This window comes from Rubrivivax soli (assembly GCF_049810355.1).
GTDB lineage: Bacteria > Pseudomonadota > Gammaproteobacteria > Burkholderiales > Burkholderiaceae_C > Rubrivivax.
In genome coordinates, this window is record NZ_CP187368.1 from 2,054,090 (window position 1) to 2,078,934 (window position 24,845).

Genomic DNA, 24,845 nt, shown 5'->3' on the forward strand with positions numbered 1-24,845 from the left:
CCCGATGCCACGACACGCCCGCTCCTTGCCCCTCATCGACCGCCGCAGCGTGCTGGGCGCGCTCGCAGGCGGCGCGCTCCTTCCGGCGGCACTGGCCCAGCCGGCAGAGCCCGCGCCCGCCGGCGCCGAGCCGCCGCGGCTGGCGCTGCTGATCGGCAACCGCGAGTACCCCGACGGCGAAGACCTGCCGCCGATCCACAAGAACGTGCGCGACCTGAAGGCGGCGCTGGAGCAGCGCGGCTTCACCGTCACCGAGGGCCTGGACCTCGACCTGCCCGGCGCGCGCGCCCTGCTGCAGCAGTTCAGCGCCACCGTGCGTGCAGCGCCGCCGGACGCGACCGTGTTCTTCTACTTCTCGGGGCATGGGGCGCAGGTCGACGCCGAGAACCTGCTGGTCTCGGCGCGGCTGAGCCCGAAGGCGCGGCCCGACACGCTGATCCGCGGCAGCCTGACGCTCACCAACGACGTCGTCGGCCAGCTGCCCACGCGGCCCCAGGGGCTGACGATCGCGGTGGTCGATGCCTGCCGCACATCGCTGGTCTCGGCACTGCAGGGCGACGGCCTGAACCAGGTCGAGGCGCCCCCGGGCTGCCTGATCGCGTTTGCCACCGGCGCCGGCAGGCCGGCCATCGCCCCGGCCGACGACACGCGCAACACCTTCTACACCGCCTCGCTGGTGAAGCTGCTGGCCTCGGCCTCGGGCGAGATCACCTTCAGCGACCTGTTCCGGCTGGTGAAGACCGACGTGCAGCAGACGATGCTGAACCACCCGGTGCCGCTGCTGCGGCAGTTCGCGCAGTTTCCGTTCATCGCCGAGAACACGCAGGTGCGGCGCCGCCTGGCGCCGCGGCCGCCCGAAGCCGCCGCCGCGCCGCCGCGCTTCAACACGAGCGACGAGGCCGGCGACTGGCAGCGGCTGGAGGCCACGGTCTGGCCCGCCGAAGTGGCGCGGCTGTCGGCCGAGTACCTGAAGAACCACCCTGCGAGCACGCTGGCCGGCAGCGCGCAGGTCGCGCGCGACGGCGCCACCGAGGCCGCGCAGATCCTGCGCCGCAACGACGTGCGGCTGTACCGCAGCGCCTTCACCGGCGCACGCGAGCTGCCCGCCGACCTGCAGACCGATCTGGCCAAGGCCGGCCGCGGCGACAAGGACGCGGCCGCCCGCCTGGGCCGCTGGTACAGCCGCCAGCCCGCCACCACCGACGACTACGGCAGCCGCAGCGATGCGCCGGGCCGCTACGAAGGCTGGATGCAGTACGCCGCCGCGCTGGGCAACGGCATCGCCAGCTACGACCTGGCGCTGCACTACCGGCGCGTCAACCAGCCGCTGCTCGCCGCGCAGTACGAGGCGCGTGCGCGCGAGCTGGGCTACACGCCGCCGCCGTCGCTGGACAACACGCGCAAGTAGCTGCCGCTGCCCGCAAGCGGCGTCAGCGCGCCGCCGGCACCCACAGCTGCAGGCGCGGCAGCATCGCGCGGTACGGCGCCAGCAGCAGCGCCGCCATCGCCGCCTTTACCGCCAGGTCGCCGGCCGCCAGCTGCAGCCAGTCCATGCCGCTGCCCGCGAAGGCGAGGAAGAAGAACACGCCGGTGTCCACCACCGAGGCCACCAGCGAGCCGATCAGCGGCGCCTTCCACCAGCTCTGCCGGCGCAGGCGGTTGAACACCGCCACGTCCATCAGCTGCGAGAACAGGAAGGCCGCGCCCGACGCCAGCGCGATGCGCCACGGCGCCAGCGCCAGCGACACCGCCACCGCCACCGCGAAGCCCACCCAGGCCACGCGCCGCGCGGCCACCGGGCCGACGGCGCGGTTGGTCAGGTCCGACACCAGGAAGACCAGCGGATAGGTGAAGGCGCCCCAGGTCAGCCAGTCGCCGATCGGGAACTGCACGGCGACGTTGGACAGCACGATCACGAACGCCATCGCGGCGATCGGGCGCCACAGCTGGGCGAGGGTGTAGGTCGGCATGGTGCGGGGCTCGAAATCGGGGAAACCCGCGATTGTCGCCGTTCCGTCGCCGTTCCGTCGCCGTTCCGCCCGCCCGACGCAGCGGGCTGCGCCGGCGCGGCGGGTACAGTGCGCCGCACCATGCAGTTCGTGCCCGCCATCCAGCCCGCCCCCGTCGCCAGCGCCCAGGCCTGGCACTTCGTCTTCGTCGACGGCCAGCTGCTGCTGGTCGATGCCGACACGCCGACGCTGCTGCCGCAGCCGGCGACCGCGTTCGACGCCCCGCAGCGCCACTACCTGGGGCGGCTCGACGCGCTGGACTGCTGGGCGCTGCGCGCCGAGGCCGTGCCGGCGGGCCACCGCCGGCTGCCGCTGCGCGCCGCGATGATGGCGCTGCCGGGGCCGCTGATGGCGCTGGCCGGTCGCGCCGCGCAGGTGCTCGAATGGGACCGCAGCCACCGCTTCTGCGGCGTGTGCGGCACCGCCACCGAACTCGCCGCGCACGAACGCGCCCGCCGCTGCCCGGCCTGCGGCCACACCGCCTACCCGCGGCTGAGCCCGGCCATGATGGCTCTGGTGTGGCGGGAAGGCGAGCTGCTGCTGGCGCGCGCGCCGCACTTCACCGCCGGCATGTACAGCGCGCTGGCAGGTTTCGTGGAAGCGGGCGAATCGCTGGAAGACTGCGTCGTGCGCGAGGTGGCCGAGGAAACCGGCGTGCAGGTGGCCGACCTGCGCTACTACGGCAGCCAGAGCTGGCCGTTCCCGCACAGCCTGATGGTCGCGTTCACAGCACGCTGGACCGGCGGCGCCATCGTGCGCCAGGCCGACGAGATCGAGGACGCGCAGTGGTTCGGGCTCGACGCGCTGCCGGCGATCCCGCCGCGCTTCTCGATCAGCGGCCACCTGATCCGCGACACCGCCCAGGCGCTGCGCGACGGCCGCCTGCCGCTGTAGCCGCGGCGCGGCCGGCGGCCTCAGCGCCAGCCCGGCGGCAGGTGCACCAGGTCGGCCGGCTCGTCGATGTCGGGCAGCGGCGCCAGTTCCACGTGGCGCAGGCCGGCGGCGGCCAGGCGCTCGCGCGTCTGCGCCATCACCTGCGCCGTGCTCCAGGCGACGCCTGCGAACAGCGCCGGCGCCGGCTGCCGCAGGCCGATCAGCGCGTAGCCGCCGTCCAGCGCCGGCACGAACACCGCGTCCACCGTCCGCAGCGCCGCGGCGGCGTTGCGCAGCACCGCGGCGTCGAGCGCGGGGGCGTCGGTGCCCGTCATCAGCACCGGGCCGTGCGGCAGCCAGCGCGCGAATGCGCGGGCCATGCGCGCGCCCAGGTCGCCGTCGCCCTGCTCCGACAGCGCCAGCCCCGGCCAGCCGGCGTGGCGCGCCAGCGCCGGGTGCGTGGCGTCCGGCGCGCAGCACAGGTCCACCGGGCCGAGCGCCGCGGCCAGTGTCTGCTCCAGTGCGTGCTCCAGCAGGCAGGCTGCCAGCGCCGCCGCACCGTCGGCGCCGAGCGCCGGGATCAGCCGCGTCTTCGCGTAGCCCGGCTGCGGCGCCTTGGCCATCACGATGGTGGTGGTGGTGGTCATCGGTAGGCCTGCGCCAGCGCCTCGGGCGACGCGCCGCGCCAATAGCGCCAGCGCAGCCGCCACATCAGCCAGATCGTGCGCCACACGCCGCGCTGTTCCCAGCGCCGGCCCGAGGTGTGCACCCGCTCGCGCAGACAGGCCGGTGCGCCCACGCGGCGCAGCCGGCGCGAGAGTTCGATGTCTTCCATCAGCGGCTGGTCGGCAAAGCCGCCGACGGCCTGGAACGCCGCGCGCTGCACGAAGATGGCCTGGTCGCCGGTGGCGATGCCGGTCCAGCGCGAGCGCAGGTTCATCGACGCCGCCACCACGCGCAGCAGGCGCGGCCGGCCCTCGATGTGCACGTCGAAGCGGCCCCACGGCGCGCCGCCGGCCACGGCCCGCTGCACGGCGTCCGCGGCGCCGGCGGGCAGCCGCGTGTCGGCGTGCAGGAACAGCAGCACCGCACCGTGCGCGCGCGCCGCACCGGCGTTCATCTGCCGTGCGCGGCCGCGCGGCCCGGCCAGCACCGCATCGGCCAGGCCGGCGCACAGCGCGGGCGTGCCGTCGCTGCTGCCGCCGTCGACGACCAGCACCTCGTGCCCGGCCGCGCGCAGCGGCGCCAGCGCGGCCAGCGTGGCGGCGATGCCGGCGGCCTCGTTCAGCGCCGGCACGACGATGCTGATCTGCAGGGCAGGCGGGCGTGGCGGCGTTGTTGGCGGTGGCATGGCGGAAGACCGTGGACGGCGGGGGCTGCGGGCGGCGAGCGGAGTCCGCAGCCTGCCACAGCCATTCGCTGCGGGCGCGCGCGCGGTTACAGCCGCGCCAGCGTCGCGTTGACCGGCAGGGTGTCGAGCACGCGCGCCAGGTCGCCGCCGGTCACCAGCACGACCTCGTGCGCCTGCAGGGCCTGCCGCGGCGCCGCCTGCACGCGGGCGCGCAGCCCGTCGGGGCGCGCCGCCGGTCCCGCCTGCAGCCCGACCCAGGTGTTGCGCCCGGCGCGCTTGGCCGCCAGCAGGGCCAGGTCGGCGAGCTGCACCACGTCCTGCCAGTCCAGCGCGCGCGGCGCGGCGCGCACGAACGGCATGCAGGCGAAGCCGATCGAGCAGCTCACGGCGAGCGTGCTGCCGTCGTCCAGCACGAACGGCGCCTGCGCGACGACGTCGCGGATGCGGCCGGCCAGCTCCTGGGCCCGGCTGCGGTCGGTGTTGCGCGCCACCACCAGGAACTCCTCGCCGCCCCAGCGCACCAGGAAGTCGGTTTCGCGCACCAGGCCCTGCAGGCGCTGCCCGAACTGCACCAGCACGCTGTCGCCGGCGGCGTGGCCGTGGCGGTCGTTGACGCGCTTGAAGTGGTCGACGTCGACCAGGAAGAACACGTTGTCGGTGTCCACCCCCGCGGCGTGCCCGGCCGTCACGGGCTCGGTGGCGCGGCGCAGGCTGGCGGCGATCTCGGTGTCGATGCGGCTGGTGAGGAAGCGCCGGTTGTGCAGGCCGGTGAGCGGATCGGTGACGCTGCTGCGCTCGAGCACCAGCGACTTCTCGGTGAGGGCCTGCGACATCTGCTGCAGCTCGGCCGTGCGTTCGCTGACCTTGCGCTCCAGCTCGGCCTGGCGCGCGCGCAGCAGCCGCGTGCGCCACTGCACCACCGCCAGCAGCAGCAGCGCCAGCGCCACCACCGCCGAAGCGCGGAACCACAGCGTCTGGTGCCAGGCCGCCTGCACCTGCAGCGGCAGTTCCAGCGCCGCGTCGGCCCACAGGCCGTCGCGGTTGGAGCCGCGCAGCTGCAGCGTGTAGCGGCCCGGCGGCAGGTTGTTGTACAGCGCCAGCCGGCGCGCGGCGTCGGTGCTGTTCCAGCGCGACTCGAAGCCGAGCAGCCGGTAGGCGTAGCGGTTGCGCTCGGGGGCCGAGAAGTCCAGCGCCGAGAACTCCACGGCCAGGCTGTTGGCGTCGGCCGGCACCTGCAGCGGTGCCGACGCCGCCGGCGCCGGCACCGGGCGTCCGCCGACGTGCAGCGCGCTCACCACCACCGGCGGCCGGTAGTCCCAGGCCTGCAGGCGTTCGGGGCGCACGATGCTCAGCCCGCCGGCGCCGCCGAACAGCAGGTCGCCGTCGGGCGTGCGCGCGGCCGAGCCGGTCCAGTACGTGGCGAACAACGCGCCTTCGGCGCGGTGCAGGCCGCGCACCGCCAGCGTCTGCGGGTCGATGACGGCCAGGCCGTTGTCGGTGCTCACCCACACGCGGCCTTCGGCATCGTCGACGAGCGCGTTGACGTTGTCGTCGGGCAGGCCTTGTGCCGCGGTGATGCGGCGGAACCGCGGCGGTCCGTCGCCCGGCTGCAGCAGGTGCACGCCGCCGCCGTAGGTGCCGATCCAGGCGCGGCCGCTGCGGTCGGTGTGCACGGCGGTCACGAAACCGGCGGCCAGGCCCGGCGCATCGCTGGTCGTCTGCGCCGCGGCCGGCGACGGCAGCACGCGCGCCAGCACCGCGCCGCTGGCAGGGTCGACGCGGTTGAGGCCGTGGCGCGTGCCCACCCACAGGCTGCCGCCCGGGCCGCGCGCCAGCACCGTGATGCGCTCGTCGCTGAGCGCGCCGGCCAGCGCCAGCGGTGCGCCGCGGCCGCTGCGCAGGTCCAGCTGCCACAGGCCGTCGGACTGGCCGCCCGCCCACAGCGTGTCGCCGTCGGCCAGCAGCGCCCAGGTCGAGGCCGTCGGGTTGCGCCGGCCCAGCAGCACGCGCGCGACCTGACGGCCGTCGGCGCTGGTGCGGTACAGGCCGCGCTTGGTGGCGACGAAGACGCTGCCGTCGCGCGTGCGCTCCAGCCCGAGCACGATGTCCTGCGGCAGCGCGGTCTCGGGCCGGTCGGCGTCGGGCGCGATGCCGCCCACGCGGGCACCGCTGGTGTCGATGATCTCGACACCGCTCTTGTGCGTGCCCAGCCAGATGCGGCCATCGTTGCCGGGCAGGATCCAGCTGATCTCGGTGCCGGCCGGGCCCACCAGGCCGGGGGCTGCGCGGTCGTGGCCGAAGAGCGTGAGGATCGCCGTCTGCCGCGGGTCGTGGCGGCTCAGGCCGCGGTTGCTGGCCACCCAGACCAGGCCCGAGCGGTCGCGGACCACGCTGCGCACGCTGTTGTCGGCCAGGCTCGACGCCCGCATGGCCTGGCGGCGGATGCGCCGGGTCTGGCCGCTGGCGCCGTCGACCGCGACGATGCCGTGGCCCACGGTGCCCAGCCAGACCTCGCCGGGCCGCACCTCGGTGATGCTGCTGACCTGCTGCACCGACAGCGGCACGCCGGACGCGTCGGGCTGCTCGCGCACCGGGCGCGCGGCCTGGCCGGGCGCGATGACGAAGGCGCCCGCGTGCGCGGTGCCGGCCCACAGCTGCCCGGCGCTGTCTTCCAGCAACGCGTGCACCTCGGCCTGCAAGGTGGCGCCCGACGCCAGCGCGGCGGCAGCGGTGGCGTCCCGCTGCGGCACCGCCAGCGGCACCGGCACGAAGGCACCGCCCTCGGGCGCGCGGCGCAGCAGGCCGATGTCGGTGCCCACCCACAGCGCGCCGTCGCGGCTGCGCAGCACGGCCAGCACGCGGCGACCGCGCAGACGCTCGACCGCGGGGTCGGGTGGCCGCCGCTGCAGCCGGCCCTCGGAGGTGAAGGCCAGGGCATCCAGCCCGCCGGCCGTGGCCACCCACAGCCCGCCCTGCCCGTCGTCGGCGATGCCGTGCACGCTGACATGGCTCAGGCCCTGCGGCCCGGCGCCGAGCGTGACGAAGCGGCCGCTGGCGCGGTCGTGGCGCACCAGGCCGCCCGAACTGGTGCCGATCCACAAGCGGCCGGCCGCGTCGCCGTGCAGGGTCTGGATCACGTTGTCGGGCAAGGCGCCTGCCGTGCCCGGCTCCGAGCGGTGCACCTGCAGCCGGTAGCCGTCCCAGCGCGCCAGCCCCCCCAGCGTGCCGATCCACAGGAACCCCTCGCCGTCCTGGGCGACCGCCATCGCAATCTCGTTCGGCAGGCCCTGCTGCAGCGTCAGGTGCTCGAAGGCGTCCTGCGCCACCTGGCTCCAGCGGCGCTCGGGCGCCGCCATGGCGGGCGTGCCCCACAGCACCCACGACGACCACAAGCACGCCAGCAGCCACAACGGTCCGCGCCAGGCAGGCAGTGCGGCGGCACGGGCGCGGACGGGTGGATTCACGCTGCACATTGTTACCGACGGTCCCTGCACGGGCTGCCGCCGCACCCGGTGCAAACCGTGCGGAATGTCAGCCGCGCATCAGATCTGCGTCGGCCAGGCCGTGCCAGCGCCGCAGCTGCGCCAGGTCCACCGCCTGCAGCGACGACACGTCGGCCACCGCCCCGGGAATGGCGGTGGTGGCCGCCGTGCCGGTGAAGCGGCTGCGCACCAGCAGCACCGGCACGCCGGCCGCGCGCGCGGCCGCGACGCCCACTGCGCTGTCCTCGATGGCCAGGCACTCGGCCGCGTGCAGCCCCAGGCGCTGCAGCACCCACAGGTAGATGTCGGGCGCGGGCTTCTTGTGCGGCACCACGTCGCCGGCGCCGACCACGCCGAACAGCCGGTGGCCGCGCGCGCCCAGCGTCACGTCGAGCAGCTGCGTCACGTTGTCCGGCGTCGTGGTGGTGGCGATGGCCTGCTGCAGCCCGGCCGCCCGCGCGGCGTCGAGCAAGGCCGCCACGCCGGGCCGCAGGCCGACGACCCCGCGCGCCAGCAGCTCGACGTACCAGGCCGTCTTGCGCACATGCAGGCGCCGCACCAGGGCCTCGGCTTCTGGCGCCGCCGCCGCCGCGGGGTCGATGCGCTGCCACCAGGCGCGCAGCCGCTCCTTGCCGCCGGCCACGGCCAGCAGCTCGCCGTAGAGCGCGCTGTCCCAGTGCCAGGGCAGGCCGGCTTCGGCGAAGGCGCGGTTGAAGGCGACGCGGTGGCCGTCGTCCTCGGTCTCGGCCAGCGTGCCGTCGACGTCCCAGAGCAGCGCACGCAGGGTCACGGCACGCTCAGTGGATCGGGCGCAGCGCCGCGGCCTGCAGGGGCTCGAACTGCGCGAAGCCGTCGATGAAGGCATCCGGCGCGTCGTCGCCGCTGAAGCTGCCGGCCGGGTAGCCGTGGCGCACGATCCAGGCACGCACGCCGGCTGCACGCGCGGTGCGCACGTCGGTGACCGAGTCGCCGACGAAGGCCGCGTCGCCGGGCTCGAGGTGCAGCGCCTGCAGCGTGTGCTGCACCACGCGCGGGTCGGGCTTCTTGAACGGCAGGCTGTCGCCGGCCACCAGCAGGTCGAAGCAGCCGGTGATGCCGTGCGCGGCCAGCAGCTTGTGCGCGAAGGCCGCTTCCTTGTTGGTCAGCACTGCCAGCAGCACGCCGCGTGCGTGCAGCCGCTCGAGCATGTCGAGCACGCCCGGGTACAGGCGGCTGCTGGTGCCGCAGCAGGCGGCGTACTCGAACGCGAAGTGCTCCCACACGGTGTCGGTCGCGGGCTCGCCCAATGCCTTGCCCACGAGTGCGCGTGCGCCGTCGCCGATCCAGGCGCGCACCTGCGCGTCGCTGGCCGGCGCCCGGCCGAGCCAGGCGAGCGTGCGGTTCAGCGCCTCGGCGATCTCGGGCGCGGTGTCGATCAGCGTGCCGTCGAGATCGAACAGCAGCGCGCGCAGACCACTCATGTCGACCCCCCACCCTGCAGCACGGCCTGCGTGGCCTGCACCACCGCGTCCACCGTGATGCCGAAGTGCTGGTACAGCGCCGGTGCCGGCGCCGATTCGCCGAAGCTGGCGATGCCCACCACGGCACCGCTGCGGCCCACGTACTTGCGCCAGAAGTCGGGGTGCGCGGCCTCCACCGCCACCGCGGGCAGCGCGGCCGGCAGCACGCTGTCCTGCCAGTCGCGCGGCTGGCGGTCGAAGACACTGGTGCTGGGCATCGACACCACGCGCACCGGCACGCCGGCCGCGGCCAGGCGCTCCTGCGCCTGCAGCGCCAGGTGCAGCTCGGTGCCGGTGCCGATGAGCACGGCGCGCGCGCCGGCCGCGTCGCGCAGCACGTAGCCGCCGCGTGCGATGTCGGCCGCCTGCGCGGGCTGCGCCAGCGCCGGTGCGGCCTGGCGCGACAACGCCAGCGCGCTGGGGCCGTCGGCCCGCTGCAGCGCGTGCGACCACGCCACCGCGGTCTCCAGCGTATCGGCCGGACGCCAGACGTCGAGCTGCGGGATCAAGCGCAGCGACGGCACGTGCTCGATGCTCTGGTGCGTGGGGCCGTCCTCGCCCAGGCCGATGCTGTCGTGCGTGAACACGTGCACCACGCGCAGCTGCATCAGCGCGGCCATGCGGATGGCGTTGCGGCTGTAGTCGCTGAAAGTGAGGAAGGTGCCGCCGTAGGGGATGACGCCGCCGTGCAGCGCCATGCCGTTGAGCGCCGCGGCCATGCCGAACTCGCGCACGCCCCAGCTGAGGTGGTTGCCGGGCCGGTCGCGGCCGGCCGCGATGCAGCCCTTGAAGTTGGTGAGGTTGCTGCCGGTGAGGTCGGCCGAGCCGCCGAACAGCTCGGGCAGCAGCGGCGCCAGCGCATCCAGCGCCAGCTGCGAGGCGCGGCGCGTGGCCACGTTGCCGGCCTGCGCCGCCAGCGCCTGCACGGCCCCGGCCGCGCGCTGCGCGAAGCCTTCGGGCAGCGCGCCGGCCATGCGGCGCTCGAGGTCCTGCGCCAGCGCCGGGTGCGCCGCGCGGTACATCGCCAGCCGCGACTGCCAGCCGGCATGCGCCCGGGCGCCGCGTTCGCGCTGGCTCCAGGCGGTGCGCTGTGCCTCGGGCAGCTCGAACGGCGCCCAGGGCCAGTGCACTTCGGCACGCAGGCCGGCGATCTCGGACGCGCCCAGCGGCGCGCCGTGCACGTCGTGACCGCCGGCCTTGGTGGGCGCGCCGCGGCCGATGACGGTGCGGCAGACGATCAGCGTCGGACGCCCGTCGGGGCTGTCGCCCTGCGCGCGCGCCTTCACGAGCGCGCGCTCGATCGCCAGCGCGTCGTGGCCGTCGATGCCGCCGATGACGTTCCAGCCGTAGGCGCGGAAGCGCCCCGGCGTGTCGTCGGTGAACCAGCCCTGCACGTCGCCGTCGATCGAGATGCCGTTGTCGTCGTACAGCACGATCAGCTTCGACAGCCGCAGCGTGCCGGCCAGCGAGCACACCTCGTGGCTGATGCCTTCCATCAGGCAGCCGTCGCCGACGAAGGCGTAGGTGCGGTGGTCGACGATGGTGTGGCCCGGGCGGTTGAACTCGGCCGCCAGCAGCTTCTCGGCCAACGCCATGCCGACCGCGTTGGCCAGGCCCTGGCCCAGCGGACCGGTGGTGGTCTCGACACCGGGCGTCACGCCCACCTCGGGGTGGCCCGGGGTCTTGCTGTGCAGCTGGCGGAAGTGCTGCAGCTCGGCCATCGGCAGGTCGTAGCCGGTCAGGTGCAGCAGCGCGTAGAGCAGCATCGACGCGTGGCCGTTGCTCAGCACGAAGCGGTCGCGGTCGGGCCAGTGCGGCGCCGCCGGGTCGTGCTGCAGGTGGCGGGTCCAGAGCACGGTGGCCATCTCGGCCATGCCCATCGGCGCGCCGGGGTGGCCGCTCTTGGCGGCCTCGACGGCGTCGGCGGCCAGCACGCGCAGCGCGTCGGGGTTGGGCGCCATCACAGCGCCCCCAGCGCGCGCTTGCGCCGTTCCATCATGCGCCAGATGAAGGGCGTGAAGATCAGCTGCATCGCCAGCTCCATCTTGCCGCCGGGCACGACGATGGTGTTGGCGCGCGACATGAACGAGCCGTCCACCATGCTCAGCAGGTACGGGAAGTCGATGCCCTTGGGGTTGGCGAAGCGGATCACGACCATGCTCTCGCTGGCCGACGGGATGTCGCGCGCGATGAACGGGTTGCTGGTGTCGACCATCGGCACGCGCTGGAAGTTGACGTGCGTGTGCGCGAACTGCGGGCAGATGTAGTGCACGTAGTCGGGCATGCGGCGCAGGATGGTGTCGGTCACGGCCTCGGCGGAGTAGCCGCGCACGTGCTTGTCGCGGTAGAGCTTCTGGATCCACTCGAGGTTGATCACCGGCACCACGCCGATCAGCAGGTCGGGGTGCCGCGCGACGTTCACGCTGTCGGTGACCACCGCGCCGTGCAGGCCTTCGTAGAACAGCAGGTCGGTGCCGGCGGGCACGTCTTCCCAGGGCGTGAAGGTGCCGGGCTCCTGGCCGTAGGGCTGGGCCTCCAGCGGGTCGTGCAGGTACTTGCGGCGGCGGCCGGTGCCGGTCTCGCCGTAGCTGCGGAACAGCTGCTCGAGTTCGGCGAAGAGGTTGTTGTCGGGGCCGAAATGGCTGAAGTGCTTGTCGCCGGCCTGTTCGGCCTCGGCCTGGCGCTGGCGCATTTCCTTGCGGTCGTAGCGGTGGAAGCTGTCGCCTTCGATGACGGCGGCGCTGACGTTCTCGCGCCGGAAGATGTTCTCGAAGGTGCGTGTCACCGAGGTGGTGCCGGCGCCCGACGAGCCGGTGATGGCGATGATGGGGTGGCGTTCTGACATGGGCGTTCCAGGCTCAATCGCGGAAGAGGCTGCGCTCGGCGAACAGCGGCGAGATGCTGTCGCGCGGCGGTGTGTCGTGGTGGTAGCGCTCGATGCGCTCGACCTCGTTCTTCGAGCCGAAGACGAGACCGATGCGCTGGTGCAGCGCGCTCGGCTGCACGCCCAGCACCGGCTGGCGGCCGGTGCTGGCACGGCCGCCGGCCTGCTCCATGATGAAGCCGATGGGGTTGGCCTCGTAGAGCAGGCGCAGGCGGCCGGGCTTGGCCGGGTCCCTGGTGTCGCGCGGGTACAGGAAGACGCCGCCGCGCATCAGGATGCGGTGCGCCTCGGCCACCATGCTGGCGATCCAGCGCATGTTGAAGTCCTTGCCGCGCGGCCCCGGCTTGCCGGCCAGGCACTCGTCCACGTAGCGCTTGACCGGCGGCTCCCAGAAGCGGCTGTTGCTGGTGTTGATGGCGAACTCGTGCGTGTCCTCGGGCACGCGCAGGTTCGGGTGCGTCAGCACGAACTCGCCCAGGTTGTGGTTCAGCGTGAAGCCGGCGACGCCGTTGCCCACCGTCAGGACCAGCATCGTCACCGGGCCGTACAGCGCGTAGCCGGCTGCGACCTGGGTGGTGCCGGGCTGCAGGAAGTCGGCTTCGGTCACGTCGCGCCCGCTGTCCACCACCGCCTGCGGCGCGCGCAGCACCGAGAAGATGCTGCCCACGGAGACGTTGACGTCGATGTTGCTGCTGCCGTCCAGCGGGTCGAAGGTGAGCAGGTACTTGCCGCGCTGCGAGCCCGCGGGGATCTGGTGCGGCGCCTCCAGTTCCTCGCTGGCCATGCCGGCGAGGTGCCCGTTCCAGTCGGTCATGCGCAGGAAGATGTCGTTGCTCAGCACGTCCAGCGGCTGCTGTGCTTCGCCCTGCACGTTGACGCTGCCGCCGGCCGGCGCGTTGTCATTGAGCGTGCCGAACGAGACGATGCGGGCGATGGCCTTGCAGGCCAGCGAGACGTCGAGGATGAGCGCGTTCAGGTCGCCACTGGCGCCGGGGAAGCGGCGGCGCTCTTCGATCAGGTAGCGGGTCAGTGTCCAGCGGCGGGACAGGGGCATGGTGGCTCCGGCGGGTGGCGGTGGTCGGGGTCAGGTGGGTGGTGCTGCGAACAGCCGGCTGGCCAGGATGTCGGCAGGTGCCAGCGTGGCCAGGTCGTCGGCGCCGAGCACGCGGTCGCGCTCGGCGAACAGCCGCGAGGCCTGGCGCAGCCGCATGCGGTCGAGCGCATTGCGCACGCTGCGCGCGTTGGCGAAGTGCGGCTGCTGCAGCCGGCGCTGCAGGTAGCCGGCGAAGGCGTCGCGCGTGCCCTCGCCCCAGCGGTAGTGCATGGCGCCGAGCATGCGGTCGGCGATCTGCAGCAGTTCGCCCTCGGCGTAGTCGGGGAAGTCGAGGTGGTGCGCGATGCGGCTGCTCAGGCCGGGGTTGGACTGGAAGAAGGTGTCCATGCGGCTCTTGTAGCCGGCCAGGATCACCACCAGGTCGTCGCGCTGGTTCTCCATCACCTGCAGCAGGATCTCGATGGCCTCCTGGCCGTAGTCGCGCTCGTTCTCGGGGCGGTACAGGTAGTACGCCTCGTCGATGAAGAGCACGCCGCCCATCGCCTTCTTCAGCACCTCCTTGGTCTTCGGTGCCGTGTGGCCGATGTACTGGCCCACGAGGTCGTCGCGCGTCACCGCGACCAGGTGGCCTTTGCGCACGTAGCCCAGGCGGTGCAGGATCTCGGCCATGCGCAGCGCCACCGTCGTCTTGCCGGTGCCGGGGTTGCCGGTGAAGCACATGTGCAGGCTGGGCTTGTCCTGCCCGCCGGCCGCCTTCAGCCCCATGCCCATGCGCAGCCGCTCGATGACCAGCAGCGCCGCGATGTCGCGGATGCGCTGCTTCACCGGCGCCAGGCCCACGAGGTCGCGGTCGAGTTCGTCGAGCACGGCTTCGACCTGGCTCTGCGCCAGCACCTCGCCCACGGTGCGGGGCGCCGGCAGCGGCGCACTGGCGGCCGCAGCCGGCGCCGCTGCTGCGGCCGGTGCCGAGCCGGGGATGGTGTACAGCGGGGACGTCATGGCGCCAGGCCTGGCCGCGCGGCTCAGTAGCGCTCGGCTTCGGGCGCGTCGGTGGCGTAGCTGTGCACGGTGTAGTGCATGCTGCGGCCGCCGATCTCCTGGCGCGCGAGGCCGAAGCCAGGCTCCTTGGCCGGCCGGTTGACGATGAAGCTCATCGCGATGGTCTCGACGTTGCGGGTGCTGTCGAAGGCCATCATGCGGATGTAGTGGTTGGGGAAAGTCTTGCGGCAGTTCTGCAGTTCGACCATCACGCCCGCGGCGTCGGCGAGGTCGAACATCGGCATGCCGAACATTTCCCAGTACGTGTTGCGCGGGTGCGGGTCGTCGGTGTATTCCACGCTCCAGGCGTAACCGCGCCGAAGCCCGTACGCGATCTGCAGCGTGATCTCGGCATCGGTCAGGTCGGGCAGGAAGCTGAACTGGCCCTGCGTGATGCGGCCGGTGGGGTTGGTCATCATGGTCGTGGTCTCCTTCAGGCCACCGCGGGCGTCACGGCGTAGTCCGAGGTGTCGGTGGGCGCGTAGTTGAAGCTGATCTCGCCCCAGGTGTCGAGCGCCTGCTTCAGCGGCGTGCAGAACTGCGCCGCCTTCTGCAGGATGGCCGGACCCTCGTTGGCGATGTCCTTGCCTTCGTTGCGCGCCTTCACCATGCACTCCAGCGCCACGCGGTTGGCCACCGCGCCGGCCTGGATGCCGGCCGGGTGGCCGATGGTGCCGCCGCCGAACTGCAGCACCACGTCGTCGCCGAACAGGTCGATCAGCTGGTGCATCTGCCCGGCATGGATGCCGCCGCTGGCCACCGGCATCACCTTCTTCAGGTCGGCCCAGTCCTGGTCGAAGTACAGGCCGCGCGGATAGTCGGTCTTCGTGACGCTGTCGCGGCAGACGTTGTAGTAGCCCTGCACCGTCATCGGGTCGCCTTCGAGCTTGCCGACCGCGGTGCCGGTGTGCAGGTGGTCGCAGCCGGCAAGGCGCAGCCACTTCGCGATGACGCGGAAGCTCACGCCGTGGTTCTTCTGCCGCGTGTAGGTGCCGTGGCCGGCGCGGTGCATGTGCATGATCATGTCGTTGGCGCGGCACCACTCGGCCATGCTCTGGATCGCGGTGTAGCCGATCACCAGGTCGACCATCACGATCACCGAGCCCAGCGACTTCGCGAAGTCGGCGCGGCGGTACATCTCCTCCATCGTGCCGGCGGTCACGTTGAGGTAGCTGCCCTTGACCTCGCCGGTGGCGGCACTGGCCTTGTTCACCGCGTCCATCACGTACAGGAAGCGGTCGCGCCAGTGCATGAAGGGCTGGGAGTTGATGTTCTCGTCGTCCTTCATGAAGTCCAGCCCGCCCTTCAGGCCTTCGTAGACCACGCGGCCGTAGTTGCGGCCGCTCAGCCCCAGCTTGGGTTTGGTGGTGGCGCCCAGCAGCGGACGGCCGAACTTGTCGAGCCGCTCGCGTTCGACGATCAGCCCGGTCGGCGGGCCCCTGAAGGTCTTCACGTAGGCCACAGGCACGCGGATGTCCTCCAGCCGCGCGGCCTTGAGCGGCTTGAAGCTGAAGACGTTGCCGATCAGGCTGGCCGTCATGTTGGCGATGGAGCCTTCCTCGAACAGGATCAGGTCGTAGGCCACCCACGCGAAGTACTGGCCCGGCGTGCCCGGCACGGGCTCGACCTTGTAGGCCTTGGCGCGGTAGCTGTCGCAGGCGGTCAGGCGGTCGGTCCACACCACCGTCCAGGTGGCGGTGCTGCTCTCGCCGGCCACCGCGGCGGCGGCCTCGATCGGGTCCACGCCCTCCTGCGGCGTGATGCGGAACAGGCACAGGACGTCGGTGTCCTTGGGCACGTAGTCGGCGTTCCAGTAGCCCATCTGCCGGTACTTCAGGACGCCGGCGCTGTAGCGCTTCTTCTTGTCGGTGATCTCGGTGGCGCCAGGTTCGTCGGGCTTGTGCATGCGGGTCTCCGGTCGGTGTGGATCCGACTCTAGGCAGCCCGACGATTAAAAGACAGTTAGATGTTTCAACGCATCGGTTAAGCTTTGCCTTAGCCATGAACATCACCTTCCGCCAGCTGCGGGTGTTCGTCGAGGTCGCGCGCTTCAGCAGCGTGCAGCGCGCCGCCGAGGTGCTGCACCTGACCCCGCCCGCCGTGAGCCTGCAGATCAAGGAGATCGAGTCGCAGGTCGGCCAGCGCCTGTTCGACCGCGCCAACCGCCGCATGACGCTGTCGACCGCGGGCGAGTACTTCCTGGTCTACGCGCGGCGCTTGCTGGGCACGCTGAAGGACGCCGAGGACGCGATGGCGCGCTTCTCGCGGCTGGAGACGGGCCGGCTGACGATCGGCATGGTCAGCAGCGCCAAGTACTACCTGCCGCAGCTGCTGGCGCAGTTCCACACCGAGCACCCGGCGGTGGACGTGCGGCTGAAGCTGGGCAACCGCGAGCAGCTGGTGGCGCTGATGCGCAGCAACGAGGTCGACCTGTGCGTGATGGGCCGGCCGCCGGTGGACTTCGCCAGCCGCGCCGAGCCGTTCGCGCTGCACCCGCACGTGCTGGTCACCGCCCCGGGCCACCGCTTCGCGCGGGCCGAGAGCGTGCCCGCCGCGGCGCTGGCCGACGAGCCCTTCATCGTGCGCGAGCCCGCCAGCGGCACGCGCACGGCGCTGCAGGAGTACCTGGACGAACACCACCTGCGGCCCAGCTTCATCATGGAGATGCCCAGCAACGAGGCCATCAAGCAGGCGGTGATGGCGGGCATGGGCGTGAGCCTGCTGTCGCTGCACACGATCGGGCTGGAGTGGCGCAGCGGGCTGATCGCCGCGCCGGCCGTCGAAGGGCTGCCGCTGATGCGGCGCTGGAACGTCGTCAACACCGCCGGCAAGCTGCTGAGCCCGTCGGCCGAGGCCTTCCGCTACTTCGTGCTGGAACGCGGCGCAGAGCACCTGGCGGCGATGTTCGAGCAGGCACCGGAGTCGCCGTGACGGCAGCGCGCGCTGCCAGCGCGGGCCCGGCCGTTCGATCACGGGTTCCCCGGGATCGAACACGGCCCCCTCGGGGGGTGGCGAGCGCAGCGAGACCGGGGGCGCGTCAGTCGCGGCCGGCACGCTGGCTCTGCAATTGCCAGGTGCCCCCTGCCGCCCCTGCAACCCAGCGGTAGCGCTTGAGCGTGTAGCGCCCGGGCGCGCTGTACAGGCGTTCCTCGCGCTGCAGCGGCAGCAGCTGGCCGTTGCGCCACGCATGCGTGTCGCTGCCGTAGCGCGCGGGGCCGTCGCGCCAATCGGCCACCACCTGCCGCGTCGCGGGGTCGAAGCGGGTCGTCGACAGCGCATCGAGCGCCGCGTTGGCGACGAAGCGCTGGCCGGCGGCGTCCCACAGCCAGTGCAGGTACGGCGTGTTCGGTCCGGCGGTGCGCTCGGCCACCAGGCGCAGGTCGGCGCGGCCGTCGAAGTCCATGTCGAGCAGTTCGACCAGCGGCTGGCCGTCGACCACAGGGGTCTGCGTGTCCAGGCCCTCGATGCGCTGCAGCGGCTGCGCATCGCCCGCACGCTGCACGGTGATGGCACGCACCTGCAGCACGCCGCTGTCCCCCGGCGCGGCAGCGGCATGCAAGGTCAGCTGCAGCTGCGGGTCGCCGGGCTGCAGCGCCCCGTGGACGACGGCATCGAAGCCCGGTGCCGAAGCCGGCGGCGCCGGGGTCGCGGCCACGCCTGCGGGCGATTGCACGGGCGTCTGCACGGGCGCCGGCACCGGGGCCTCGCGGCAGGCTGCCAGCAAGGCCAGCACGGCCAGCAGCGCTGCCGCGCCGCACGGTGTGGACCGCGCGCTCAAAGCCCCAGCACCGCCTTGGCGCGGAACAGGTTCTGCATGCGGTCGTCGAGACCGTTGAAGCCGCCGTTGATGCGCTTGGTGACGGCGCGCACGTCGTCCCGTTCCGCCAGCGCCGGCAGGCCGCGGTCGACCCAGAACCAGCCCGCCGCCTCGGCCGAGATCATCGGGTCGTCGCCCACGATCTCGGGGTGCTGCACGTAGTCGACCCCGGTGGCCCTGCTGAAGGCCACGTAGTTGGCGCGGCCGGTGAGCTGGATCAGCCCGCGGCCCTTGTAGCGCCGGCCGTCGCCGGGCTCGGTGTTCCCGAGGTCGCGCCGGCCTTCGTAGGCCGCGCCGCTGGCGATCTCCTCGTCGTACAGCAGCGAGCCCGACTCGTGCCCCACCTGCGCGATGAAGTGCGCCATCTGCAGCGGCGTGGTGATGCCGTACTTGATCATCGTCGCCTTCAGCGGCTCGAAGAACAGGTCGATGCGGCTGCGTGCGGCACGCGGCAGCACCACGCACAGCTTCTCCTTCGTCGGCCCCTCGGGCAGACCCTGCAGCAGCGCCTGCACCGTGGCGTCGCCGGGGGCCACGATGCGGTCGGACTCGGGCAGGCCCAGCACGCCGGTCTCGAACGCGGCCAGCGCGTCCAACGTCTTGCGTCCGATGCGCCCGTCGGGGTCCAGCGGCGGCAGCGGTGCGCCGGGAATGCGCGGCAGGTTGGCGTTGAGCAGGATCTGCACGACGGTGACGTCGGCGAGGTCGTTGCGGCCGTTCAGGCCGACGGAGCCGGTGATGGGCATGCGGGTCTCCTCCAGCCGCGACACGCGGCCGCAACGCAGTATCTGCCCATGGCCGGCCGGCGACCAGGGGAGACCCCCAGTTCAACCTGACGCCGCCGGCGCAGCGAAGCCCTGGGCGAAGAAGTCGACGAAGGCGCGCACGCGCAGCGAGTGCGCGTGGCGCTGCGGCCAGACGGCGTAGATGTCGGCGTCGGGCGTGGCCCAGCCCGGCAGCACCGGCACCAGGCGGCCGCTCTGCAGGTGGCGGGCGATGTCCCATTCGGCGCGCATCAGGATGCCGTGGCCGTCCAGCGCCCACAGCACGGCGATCTCGCCGTCGTTGGTGCTGAGGTTGCCGCGCGTCTTCACGGCCTCGCTGCGCGCCGCGCGCCCGCCGCGGGCGCGCACCGGCGTCAGCCGCCACAGCCCGTAGGCCTCGTCGCCCTGGCGGATGCCGATGCAGGCGTGGCGCGCCAGGTCGGCCGGCGCCTTCGGCTCGCCGTGCCGCGCCAGGTAGGCGGGCGACGCGCACAGCAGCCGCCGGTTGCGTGCGATCAGCCGCGCGATCACGCGCGCGTCGGGCGGCGCGCCGAAGCGGATGTTCACGTCGTAGCTGTCGTCGCTGGCCGGCGGCGGGTTCACCGACAGCTGCAGCTGCACGTCGACCTGCGGGTGCTGGCGCGCGAAGCGGCTGATCACCGGCGCCACGTGGCTGCGGCCGAAGCCCAGCGTGGCGTTCACGCGCAGCAGCCCCTGCGGCGTGCCGCGCGAGGCACCGAGCTGCCGCGCCATCTCGTCCACCTCGGCCAGGATGCGGCGCGCGTGCTCCAGGTACAGCTCGCCTTCGGGCGTGAGGCTCATGCGGCGCGTGCTGCGGTTCACCAGCCCCAGGCCCAGCCGCGCCTCCACCAGCGCGAGCCGCTTGCTGACGGCAGGCGTGGAGATGCCCAGCTCGCGCGCCGCGGCGCTGAGGCTGCCAGCCGCGGCCAGGGTCGAGAAGAAGCCCAGGTCGGCGGGCAGGATGCTGGCGGCCATGGCGGTGTTCCGGCGCTGGGATTGTTGACTTCAGGTTCAGGCCAGCTTCACTTTCAGTCTGGTTCCTGAACCGCAACGGATCCTACAGTGCGCCCACATTCCAAGGAGCCCCGCATGAAGACGTATCGCATCGCCACCATTCCCGGCGACGGCATCGGCAAGGAAGTCGTCCCTGCCGGCCAGCAGGTGCTGGAGGCGCTGGCCGCCGCCGGCGCCGGTTTCACCTTCACGTTCACCGACTTCGGCTGGGGCGGCGACTGGTACCGCGCCCACGGCGCGATGATGCCGGCCGACGGCCTGGACGCGCTGCGCGGCATGGACGCCATCCTGTTCGGCAGCGCCGGCGACCCGCACATCCCCGACCACATCACACTGTGGGGCCTGCGGCTGAAGATCTGCCAGGGCTTCGACCAGTACGCCAACGTGCGCCCCACGCGCATCCTGCCCGGCATCGACGGGCCGCTGAAGCGCTGCCAGCCCGAAGACCTGGACTGGGTCATCGTGCGCGAGAACAGCGAAGGCGAGTACTCGGGCGTCGGCGGGCGTGTGCACCAGGGCCACCCGATCGAGGCGGCGACCGACGTGTCCATCATGACCCGCGTGGGCGTCGAACGCATCCTGCGCTACGCCTTCCGGCTGGCGCAGAGCCGGCCGCGCAAGCTGCTCACGGTGGTGACCAAGAGCAACGCGCAGCGCCACGCGATGGTGATGTGGGACGAGATCGCCACGCAGGTGGCGGCCGAGTTCCCCGACGTGCGCTGGGGCAAGGAACTGGTCGACGCCTGCACCGCGCGCATGGTGAACCGGCCGGCCAGCCTGGACACCATCGTCGCCACCAACCTGCACGCCGACATCCTGAGCGACCTGGCGGCGGCGCTGGCCGGCAGCCTGGGCATCGCACCCACCGGCAACATCGACCCCGAGCGCCGCTACCCCAGCATGTTCGAGCCCATCCACGGCTCGGCCTTCGACATCATGGGCCAGGGGCTGGCCAACCCGGTGGGCACGTTCTGGAGCTGCGTGATGCTGCTCGAGCACCTGGGCGAGCACGAGGCCGCGCGCCGTCTGATGCGCGCCATCGAGACCGTCACCGCCACGCCCGCGCTGCACACGCGCGACCTCGGCGGCAGCGCCACCACGGCGCAGGTGACGCAGGCCGTGTGCCGCGCACTGGCGGCCTGAACGCCTCGCACCCGCACCACGAACACAAGGAGACAAGCCATGCACATGACCCCCACCCAACGCACGCGCCGCCTGCTACTGGCCAGCACCCTGGCCCTGGCCGCCGGCAGCGCCGCCGCACAGGCCTGGCCCACCAAGCCCGTGACTCTGGTGGTGCCCTTCCCGCCCGGCGGCACCACCGACGTGCTGGCGCGCGCGCTCGGCGAACGCCTGGGCCAGGCCCTGGGCCAGACCATCGTCATCGAGAGCAAGCCCGGCGCCGGTGCCACGCTGGGCGCCGACTTCGTGGCCAAGAGCAAGCCCGACGGCTACACGCTGCTGATGGGCGCGGTGCACCACACCATCGCCACCAGCGTCTACAGGAAGCTGCCGTACGACTACCAGCGCGACTTCGCGCCGGTCAGCACCGTGGCCCTGGTGCCCAACGTGCTGGTGGTGAACGCCGCCAACCCCGCGAAGACATTGCCCGAACTGGTGGCGCAGGCCAAGGCCGCGCCCGACAAGACCTCGTTCGGCTCCAACGGCAACGGCACGGCGCAGCACCTGATCGGCGCGCAGTTCCAGGGCCTCACCGGCACGACCATCGCCCACATCCCCTACAAGGGCAGCGGCCCGCTGGCCACCGACCTCATCGGCGGCCAGATCACGATGAGCTTCGACACGGTGACGCCGGTGCTGCCGCACATCCAGGCCGGCAAGCTGCGCGCGATCGCGGTGACGACGGCGCAGCGCTCGTCGGCCCTGCCCGACACGCCGACGCTGCAGGAACTCGGCCTGCAGGGCTTCGACATCGGCACCTGGTTCGGCGTGCTGGCACCGGCGGCCACGCCGCGCGAGATCGTCGTGAAGCTCAACACCGAGATCGTGAAGATCCTGCGCTCCGACGACTTCAGGAAGCGCATGGCCGCCATCGGCGCCGAGCCCGTGGGCAACACGCCCGAGCAGATGGCCGCGCAGATCCGCAGCGACACCGAGAAGTTCGCGGCGCTGGTGAAGGCGGCGAAGGTGGCGATCGACTGAACGCCAGGGGCTGCCGCCGTGCCGGCGGCAGCGTGTTCAGGGCAGCACGAAGCGCGTGAAGCCCACCTGCCCCTGGTTGACGACGGCGTGCTTGCTGTCCCAGGCGAACGGATGCACGTAGACGTTGTTGCCGAACGCCTGCCGCGGCGGGCAGGCGTTGGCCTGGATCACCAGGCCGCCTGCGCCGCACGCCACCTTCGACGCGGTCACGCTGACGGTGTTGGACGCGACGAAGTGGATGTCGAGGTTGGTCCCCGCCGCGTGCAGCTCGCCCTTGTCGTGGTCGAGGCAGGTCTCGACGCCGCACTGCAGGCCGTCGCAGGTGAACAGGCCGTGCTGCAGGCCGCGCACGAAGGTCTGCTTCTTCGCCTCGGCGGGGATCTCCGGCGAGAGCTCGCCGCAGTCGTTCATCTTGTCGTAGGACAGCAGCAGGTTGCCGTCGTGGAACACCGCCACGGTGTTGTGCACCTCGTCGCGCGGCTGCTTGTTCCACCAGTGCTTCTTCTGCAGCGCCTCGTACCAGAACACGCTGCCGCCGATGAGCAGGAAGTTGGGCCGCGAGGCGCTCAGCGTGCCCAGCGCGGCCAGGATCTGGTCCTTCTCGTCGACGGTGTAGGAACTGATCTGGTTGCCGGTCTTGCACCGGTGGTCGTTCTTCTTGAACAGGTACTCGGGTGCCACGAAGATGTTCAGCGGCAGCGCCGGTGCCCCCACCGGCACCGGCACGGTGGGGCCGATGGTGTCGAAGGCGGTGTCGATGGCGTCCGACAGGTCCTGCAGCCGGTGGGCGACGCTGTCGTCGTTCTCCATCCAGCCGTTCTTGCAGTAAAGCCCGATGTTCAGCAGCTTGGCCATGGCAGAGCGTGCGATTGCATTGCGTGGGGGCCGAGTATTGAGGCGCCGGCGCGGCAGCGTCAACGCGCTGCCGCGACAATCCCGCTCGTGACGACTGCGCCCACCGATCCCCCGCCGCTGCGCGTGCTCAGCCTCATCCCGCCGATGACGCAGCTGAACACGCCCTACCCGTCCACCGCCTACCTCACCGGCTTCCTGCGCGGTCGCGGCATCGACGCGGCGCAGGACGACCTGGCGCTGGCGCTGGTGCTGCGGCTGCTGAGCGCCTCCGGCCTGCGGCAGGTGCGCGACGTGGCCGAAGCCGCCGCCACGCGCACGCCGCTGGTCGACGCCTTCCTCGACCGCTTCGACCAGTACAGCGGCACCATCGACCGCGTCATCGCCTTCCTGCAGGGCAGGGACCCGACGCTGGCGCACCGCATCGTGACACGGGCCTTCCTGCCCGAAGGCACGCGTTTCGCGTCGCTGGACGTCTACGTGGACCCCGACGACGAAGGCGGCGGCGACCCGATGGCCTGGGCCTTCGGCGCCTTGGGTGTGCAGGACCGCGCGCGCCACCTGGCCACGCTGTACCTGAACGACCTGGCCGACGTGCTGCGCGACGCCATCGACCCGCGTTTCGAGTTCGTGCGCTACGGCGAACGCCTGGCGATGAGCCAGCCCAGCTTCGAGCCGCTGGCGCAGGCGCTGGCCGCGCCGCCCAACCTGATCGACAGCACGCTGCAGGCGCTGGCGCTGGACGCGGTGGCACGCCACCGGCCGCAGTTGGTGCTGCTGTCGGTGCCGTTCCCGGGCGCGGTATACGCAGCCTTCCGCATCGCGCAGGCGCTGAAGGCCGCCGACCCGGGTCTGCCCATCGCGCTCGGCGGCGGCTACGTCAACACCGAGCTGCGCGAGCTGGCCGAGCCGCGCGTCTTCGACTACGTCGACTTCGTGACGCTCGACGCGGGCGAGCGCCCGCTGCTGGCGCTGATCGAACACCTGCAGGGCCGGCGCTCGGCCGCCCGCCTGGTGCGCTGCTTCGTGCGCGAGGAAGGCGCGGTGCGCTGGCGCCACCTGGCCGAGCCCGACGTGCCCTTCGAGGACGTGGGCACGCCCACCTGGGACGGCTTGCCGCTGGGGCAGTACCTGTCGCTGCTGGACATGCTGAACCCGATGCACCGGCTGTGGAGCGACGGGCGCTGGAACAAGCTGACGGTGGCCCACGGCTGCTACTGGAAGAAGTGCAGCTTCTGCGACGTCAGCCTCGACTACATCGGCCGCTATGACGCCGCCACGGCGACGACCCTCGTCGACCGCATCGAGGCCATCGTCGCCGAGACCGGACAGACCGGATTCCACTTCGTCGACGAAGCCGCGCCGCCGAAGTCGCTGAAGGCGCTGGCCGCCGAGCTGGAACGGCGCGGCACGCGCATCAGCTGGTGGGGCAACATCCGCTTCGAGAAGACCTTCACACCCGCGCTGTGCCAGCAGCTGGCCGACAGCGGCTGCATCGCGATCAGCGGCGGCCTGGAGGTGGCCAGCGACCGCCTGCTGGCGCTGATGAAGAAGGGCGTGAGCGTCGACCAGGTGGCGCGCGTGACGCGCGGCTTCGCCGACGCCGGCGTCCTGGTGCACGCCTACCTGATGTACGGATTCCCGACGCAGACCGTGCAGGACACCGTGGACGCGCTGGAATACGTGCGCCAGCTGTTCGCCAACGGCTGCATCCACAGCGGCTTCTTCCACCGCTTCACCTGCACCGTGCACTCGCCCGTCGGACGCAATCCCGAGCAGTACGGCGTGACGCTGCAGACGCTGCCGCCGGTGACGTTCGCGAAGAACGACATCGGCTTCCTCGACCCCACCGGCGTCGACCACGACCTGCTCGGCCGGGCGCTGACCAAGGCCCTCTACAACTACATGCACGGCATCGGGCTGGACGAGGACGTGCGCAGCTGGTTCCCGGGGCGCGTGCCGCGCACCAAGGTGCACCCGGAGCGCATCGCGCGCGCCTTGCGCGCGGCCTGACCGCGGGGGGC

22 protein-coding genes are annotated in these 24,845 nt (G+C 72.4%); 6 read left to right on the top strand and 16 right to left on the bottom strand.

The genetic code is table 11. The annotated features are described in order from the left end of the window. Positions 1–25: 25 nt before the first annotated feature. Entirely contained in the window at positions 26–1,408 is a 1,383-nt protein-coding gene (locus ACPOLB_RS09335) for a caspase family protein (protein WP_425261066.1), read from the top strand. A 22-nt stretch (positions 1,409–1,430) separates the two neighbouring features. On the opposite strand, the gene ACPOLB_RS09340 is transcribed toward ACPOLB_RS09335, so the two are convergent. After that, positions 1,431–1,970 (bottom strand): queuosine precursor transporter, encoded by a 540-nt coding sequence (locus tag ACPOLB_RS09340; RefSeq protein WP_425261067.1) that lies wholly within the window; start codon positions 1,968–1,970, stop codon positions 1,431–1,433. 120 nt (positions 1,971–2,090) lie between these two features. Between ACPOLB_RS09340 and nudC the strand changes: the two genes are divergently transcribed. Next, positions 2,091–2,903: an NAD(+) diphosphatase gene (gene nudC / locus ACPOLB_RS09345; protein ID WP_425261068.1), complete on the top strand. Its 813-nt coding sequence runs from the start codon at positions 2,091–2,093 to the stop codon at positions 2,901–2,903. Positions 2,904–2,923: 20 nt separating this feature from the next. Here nudC and ACPOLB_RS09350 read toward each other — a convergent pair whose 3' ends face one another. The 11 genes from ACPOLB_RS09350 to ACPOLB_RS09400 form a co-directional block, all read right to left on the bottom strand. Beyond that, positions 2,924–3,529, bottom strand: a complete 606-nt coding sequence (locus ACPOLB_RS09350) for a TIGR04282 family arsenosugar biosynthesis glycosyltransferase (RefSeq protein WP_425261069.1) — start codon at positions 3,527–3,529, stop codon at positions 2,924–2,926. Then, positions 3,526–4,233 carry a TIGR04283 family arsenosugar biosynthesis glycosyltransferase gene (locus tag ACPOLB_RS09355; RefSeq protein ID WP_425261070.1) on the bottom strand — a complete coding sequence of 236 codons (708 nt, stop codon included), beginning with the start codon at positions 4,231–4,233 and terminating at the stop codon, positions 3,526–3,528. Before ACPOLB_RS09355 ends, ACPOLB_RS09350 begins: the two co-directional genes overlap by 4 nt. An 86-nt stretch (positions 4,234–4,319) precedes the next feature. Continuing rightward, positions 4,320–7,697: a two-component regulator propeller domain-containing protein gene (locus tag ACPOLB_RS09360; RefSeq protein ID WP_425261071.1), complete on the bottom strand. Its 3,378-nt coding sequence runs from the start codon at positions 7,695–7,697 to the stop codon at positions 4,320–4,322. 67 nt (positions 7,698–7,764) lie between these two features. After that, positions 7,765–8,505 (bottom strand): HAD-IA family hydrolase, encoded by a 741-nt coding sequence (locus ACPOLB_RS09365; RefSeq protein ID WP_425261072.1) that lies wholly within the window; start codon positions 8,503–8,505, stop codon positions 7,765–7,767. A gap of 7 nt (positions 8,506–8,512) precedes the next feature. Next, positions 8,513–9,175 (bottom strand): HAD-IA family hydrolase, encoded by a 663-nt coding sequence (locus ACPOLB_RS09370; RefSeq protein ID WP_425261073.1) that lies wholly within the window; start codon positions 9,173–9,175, stop codon positions 8,513–8,515. After that, complete coding sequence (tkt, locus tag ACPOLB_RS09375) at positions 9,172–11,175, bottom strand: transketolase (RefSeq protein ID WP_425261074.1); 2,004 nt, start codon at positions 11,173–11,175, stop codon at positions 9,172–9,174. Before tkt ends, ACPOLB_RS09370 begins: the two co-directional genes overlap by 4 nt. Continuing rightward, positions 11,175–12,059 carry a phosphoribulokinase gene (locus ACPOLB_RS09380; RefSeq protein WP_425261075.1) on the bottom strand — a complete coding sequence of 295 codons (885 nt, stop codon included), beginning with the start codon at positions 12,057–12,059 and terminating at the stop codon, positions 11,175–11,177. Before ACPOLB_RS09380 ends, tkt begins: the two co-directional genes overlap by 1 nt. Before the next feature lie 13 nt (positions 12,060–12,072). Next, complete coding sequence (locus tag ACPOLB_RS09385) at positions 12,073–13,152, bottom strand: class 1 fructose-bisphosphatase (protein ID WP_425261076.1); 1,080 nt, start codon at positions 13,150–13,152, stop codon at positions 12,073–12,075. A 30-nt stretch (positions 13,153–13,182) separates the two neighbouring features. After that, positions 13,183–14,151, bottom strand: a complete 969-nt coding sequence (cbbX, locus tag ACPOLB_RS09390) for a CbbX protein (RefSeq protein WP_425261077.1) — start codon at positions 14,149–14,151, stop codon at positions 13,183–13,185. A 23-nt stretch (positions 14,152–14,174) separates the two neighbouring features. Continuing rightward, positions 14,175–14,609, bottom strand: coding sequence for a ribulose bisphosphate carboxylase small subunit (locus tag ACPOLB_RS09395; RefSeq protein WP_425261078.1), 435 nt, complete (start codon positions 14,607–14,609; stop codon positions 14,175–14,177). Between the two features lie 14 nt (positions 14,610–14,623). Further along, complete coding sequence (locus ACPOLB_RS09400) at positions 14,624–16,096, bottom strand: form I ribulose bisphosphate carboxylase large subunit (protein WP_425261079.1); 1,473 nt, start codon at positions 16,094–16,096, stop codon at positions 14,624–14,626. A gap of 95 nt (positions 16,097–16,191) precedes the next feature. On the opposite strand from ACPOLB_RS09400, the gene ACPOLB_RS09405 reads away from it, so the two are divergent. Then, on the top strand, positions 16,192–17,121 hold the full coding sequence (locus tag ACPOLB_RS09405) for a LysR substrate-binding domain-containing protein (RefSeq protein ID WP_425261080.1): 930 nt from the start codon (positions 16,192–16,194) through the stop codon (positions 17,119–17,121). Between the two features lie 106 nt (positions 17,122–17,227). Here the strand turns inward: ACPOLB_RS09405 and ACPOLB_RS09410 are convergent, their stop codons facing one another. From ACPOLB_RS09410 to ACPOLB_RS09420, 3 genes are all read right to left on the bottom strand, one after another. Continuing rightward, entirely contained in the window at positions 17,228–17,968 is a 741-nt protein-coding gene (locus ACPOLB_RS09410; RefSeq protein ID WP_425261081.1) for an XAC2610-related protein, read from the bottom strand. Next, complete coding sequence (locus ACPOLB_RS09415) at positions 17,965–18,753, bottom strand: glycoside hydrolase family 19 protein (RefSeq protein WP_425261082.1); 789 nt, start codon at positions 18,751–18,753, stop codon at positions 17,965–17,967. The genes ACPOLB_RS09410 and ACPOLB_RS09415 overlap by 4 nt, the downstream gene beginning before the upstream one ends. An 81-nt stretch (positions 18,754–18,834) precedes the next feature. Next, on the bottom strand, positions 18,835–19,767 hold the full coding sequence (locus tag ACPOLB_RS09420) for a LysR substrate-binding domain-containing protein (RefSeq protein WP_425261083.1): 933 nt from the start codon (positions 19,765–19,767) through the stop codon (positions 18,835–18,837). A gap of 114 nt (positions 19,768–19,881) precedes the next feature. Here ACPOLB_RS09420 and ACPOLB_RS09425 point away from each other — a divergent pair, with 114 nt between their 5' ends. Both ACPOLB_RS09425 and ACPOLB_RS09430 read left to right on the top strand, forming a co-directional pair. Continuing rightward, complete coding sequence (locus ACPOLB_RS09425; RefSeq protein ID WP_425261084.1) at positions 19,882–20,949, top strand: tartrate dehydrogenase; 1,068 nt, start codon at positions 19,882–19,884, stop codon at positions 20,947–20,949. Positions 20,950–20,994: 45 nt separating this feature from the next. After that, positions 20,995–21,969: a tripartite tricarboxylate transporter substrate binding protein gene (locus tag ACPOLB_RS09430; RefSeq protein WP_425261901.1), complete on the top strand. Its 975-nt coding sequence runs from the start codon at positions 20,995–20,997 to the stop codon at positions 21,967–21,969. A 36-nt stretch (positions 21,970–22,005) separates the two neighbouring features. On the opposite strand, the gene ACPOLB_RS09435 is transcribed toward ACPOLB_RS09430, so the two are convergent. After that, positions 22,006–22,824 carry a hypothetical protein gene (locus ACPOLB_RS09435; RefSeq protein WP_425261085.1) on the bottom strand — a complete coding sequence of 273 codons (819 nt, stop codon included), beginning with the start codon at positions 22,822–22,824 and terminating at the stop codon, positions 22,006–22,008. Between the two features lie 144 nt (positions 22,825–22,968). Between ACPOLB_RS09435 and ACPOLB_RS09440 the strand changes: the two genes are divergently transcribed. After that, positions 22,969–24,834, top strand: a complete 1,866-nt coding sequence (locus ACPOLB_RS09440) for a B12-binding domain-containing radical SAM protein (RefSeq protein WP_425261902.1) — start codon at positions 22,969–22,971, stop codon at positions 24,832–24,834. Positions 24,835–24,845: the final 11 nt, after the last annotated feature.

What these genes read in the sequence shown, in the direction of transcription:
- ACPOLB_RS09405 (WP_425261080.1), top strand. Translation starts at nt 16,192, where the DNA reads ATGAACATCACCTTCCGCCAGCTGCGGGTGTTCGTCGAGGTCGCGCGC.
- ACPOLB_RS09380 (WP_425261075.1), bottom strand. Translation starts at nt 12,059, where the DNA reads ATGTCAGAACGCCACCCCATCATCGCCATCACCGGCTCGTCGGGCGCC.
- ACPOLB_RS09340 (WP_425261067.1), bottom strand. Translation starts at nt 1,970, where the DNA reads ATGCCGACCTACACCCTCGCCCAGCTGTGGCGCCCGATCGCCGCGATG.
- nudC (WP_425261068.1), top strand. Translation starts at nt 2,091, where the DNA reads ATGCAGTTCGTGCCCGCCATCCAGCCCGCCCCCGTCGCCAGCGCCCAG.
- tkt (WP_425261074.1), bottom strand. Translation starts at nt 11,175, where the DNA reads ATGGCGCCCAACCCCGACGCGCTGCGCGTGCTGGCCGCCGACGCCGTC.
- ACPOLB_RS09350 (WP_425261069.1), bottom strand. Translation starts at nt 3,529, where the DNA reads ATGACCACCACCACCACCATCGTGATGGCCAAGGCGCCGCAGCCGGGC.
- ACPOLB_RS09425 (WP_425261084.1), top strand. Translation starts at nt 19,882, where the DNA reads ATGAAGACGTATCGCATCGCCACCATTCCCGGCGACGGCATCGGCAAG.
- ACPOLB_RS09415 (WP_425261082.1), bottom strand. Translation starts at nt 18,753, where the DNA reads ATGCCCATCACCGGCTCCGTCGGCCTGAACGGCCGCAACGACCTCGCC.
- cbbX (WP_425261077.1), bottom strand. Translation starts at nt 14,151, where the DNA reads ATGACGTCCCCGCTGTACACCATCCCCGGCTCGGCACCGGCCGCAGCA.
- ACPOLB_RS09385 (WP_425261076.1), bottom strand. Translation starts at nt 13,152, where the DNA reads ATGCCCCTGTCCCGCCGCTGGACACTGACCCGCTACCTGATCGAAGAG.
- ACPOLB_RS09435 (WP_425261085.1), bottom strand. Translation starts at nt 22,824, where the DNA reads ATGGCCAAGCTGCTGAACATCGGGCTTTACTGCAAGAACGGCTGGATG.
- ACPOLB_RS09395 (WP_425261078.1), bottom strand. Translation starts at nt 14,609, where the DNA reads ATGATGACCAACCCCACCGGCCGCATCACGCAGGGCCAGTTCAGCTTC.
- ACPOLB_RS09420 (WP_425261083.1), bottom strand. Translation starts at nt 19,767, where the DNA reads ATGGCCGCCAGCATCCTGCCCGCCGACCTGGGCTTCTTCTCGACCCTG.
- ACPOLB_RS09440 (WP_425261902.1), top strand. Translation starts at nt 22,969, where the DNA reads ATGACGCAGCTGAACACGCCCTACCCGTCCACCGCCTACCTCACCGGC.
- ACPOLB_RS09370 (WP_425261073.1), bottom strand. Translation starts at nt 9,175, where the DNA reads ATGAGTGGTCTGCGCGCGCTGCTGTTCGATCTCGACGGCACGCTGATC.
- ACPOLB_RS09400 (WP_425261079.1), bottom strand. Translation starts at nt 16,096, where the DNA reads ATGCACAAGCCCGACGAACCTGGCGCCACCGAGATCACCGACAAGAAG.
- ACPOLB_RS09355 (WP_425261070.1), bottom strand. Translation starts at nt 4,233, where the DNA reads ATGCCACCGCCAACAACGCCGCCACGCCCGCCTGCCCTGCAGATCAGC.
- ACPOLB_RS09430 (WP_425261901.1), top strand. Translation starts at nt 20,995, where the DNA reads ATGACCCCCACCCAACGCACGCGCCGCCTGCTACTGGCCAGCACCCTG.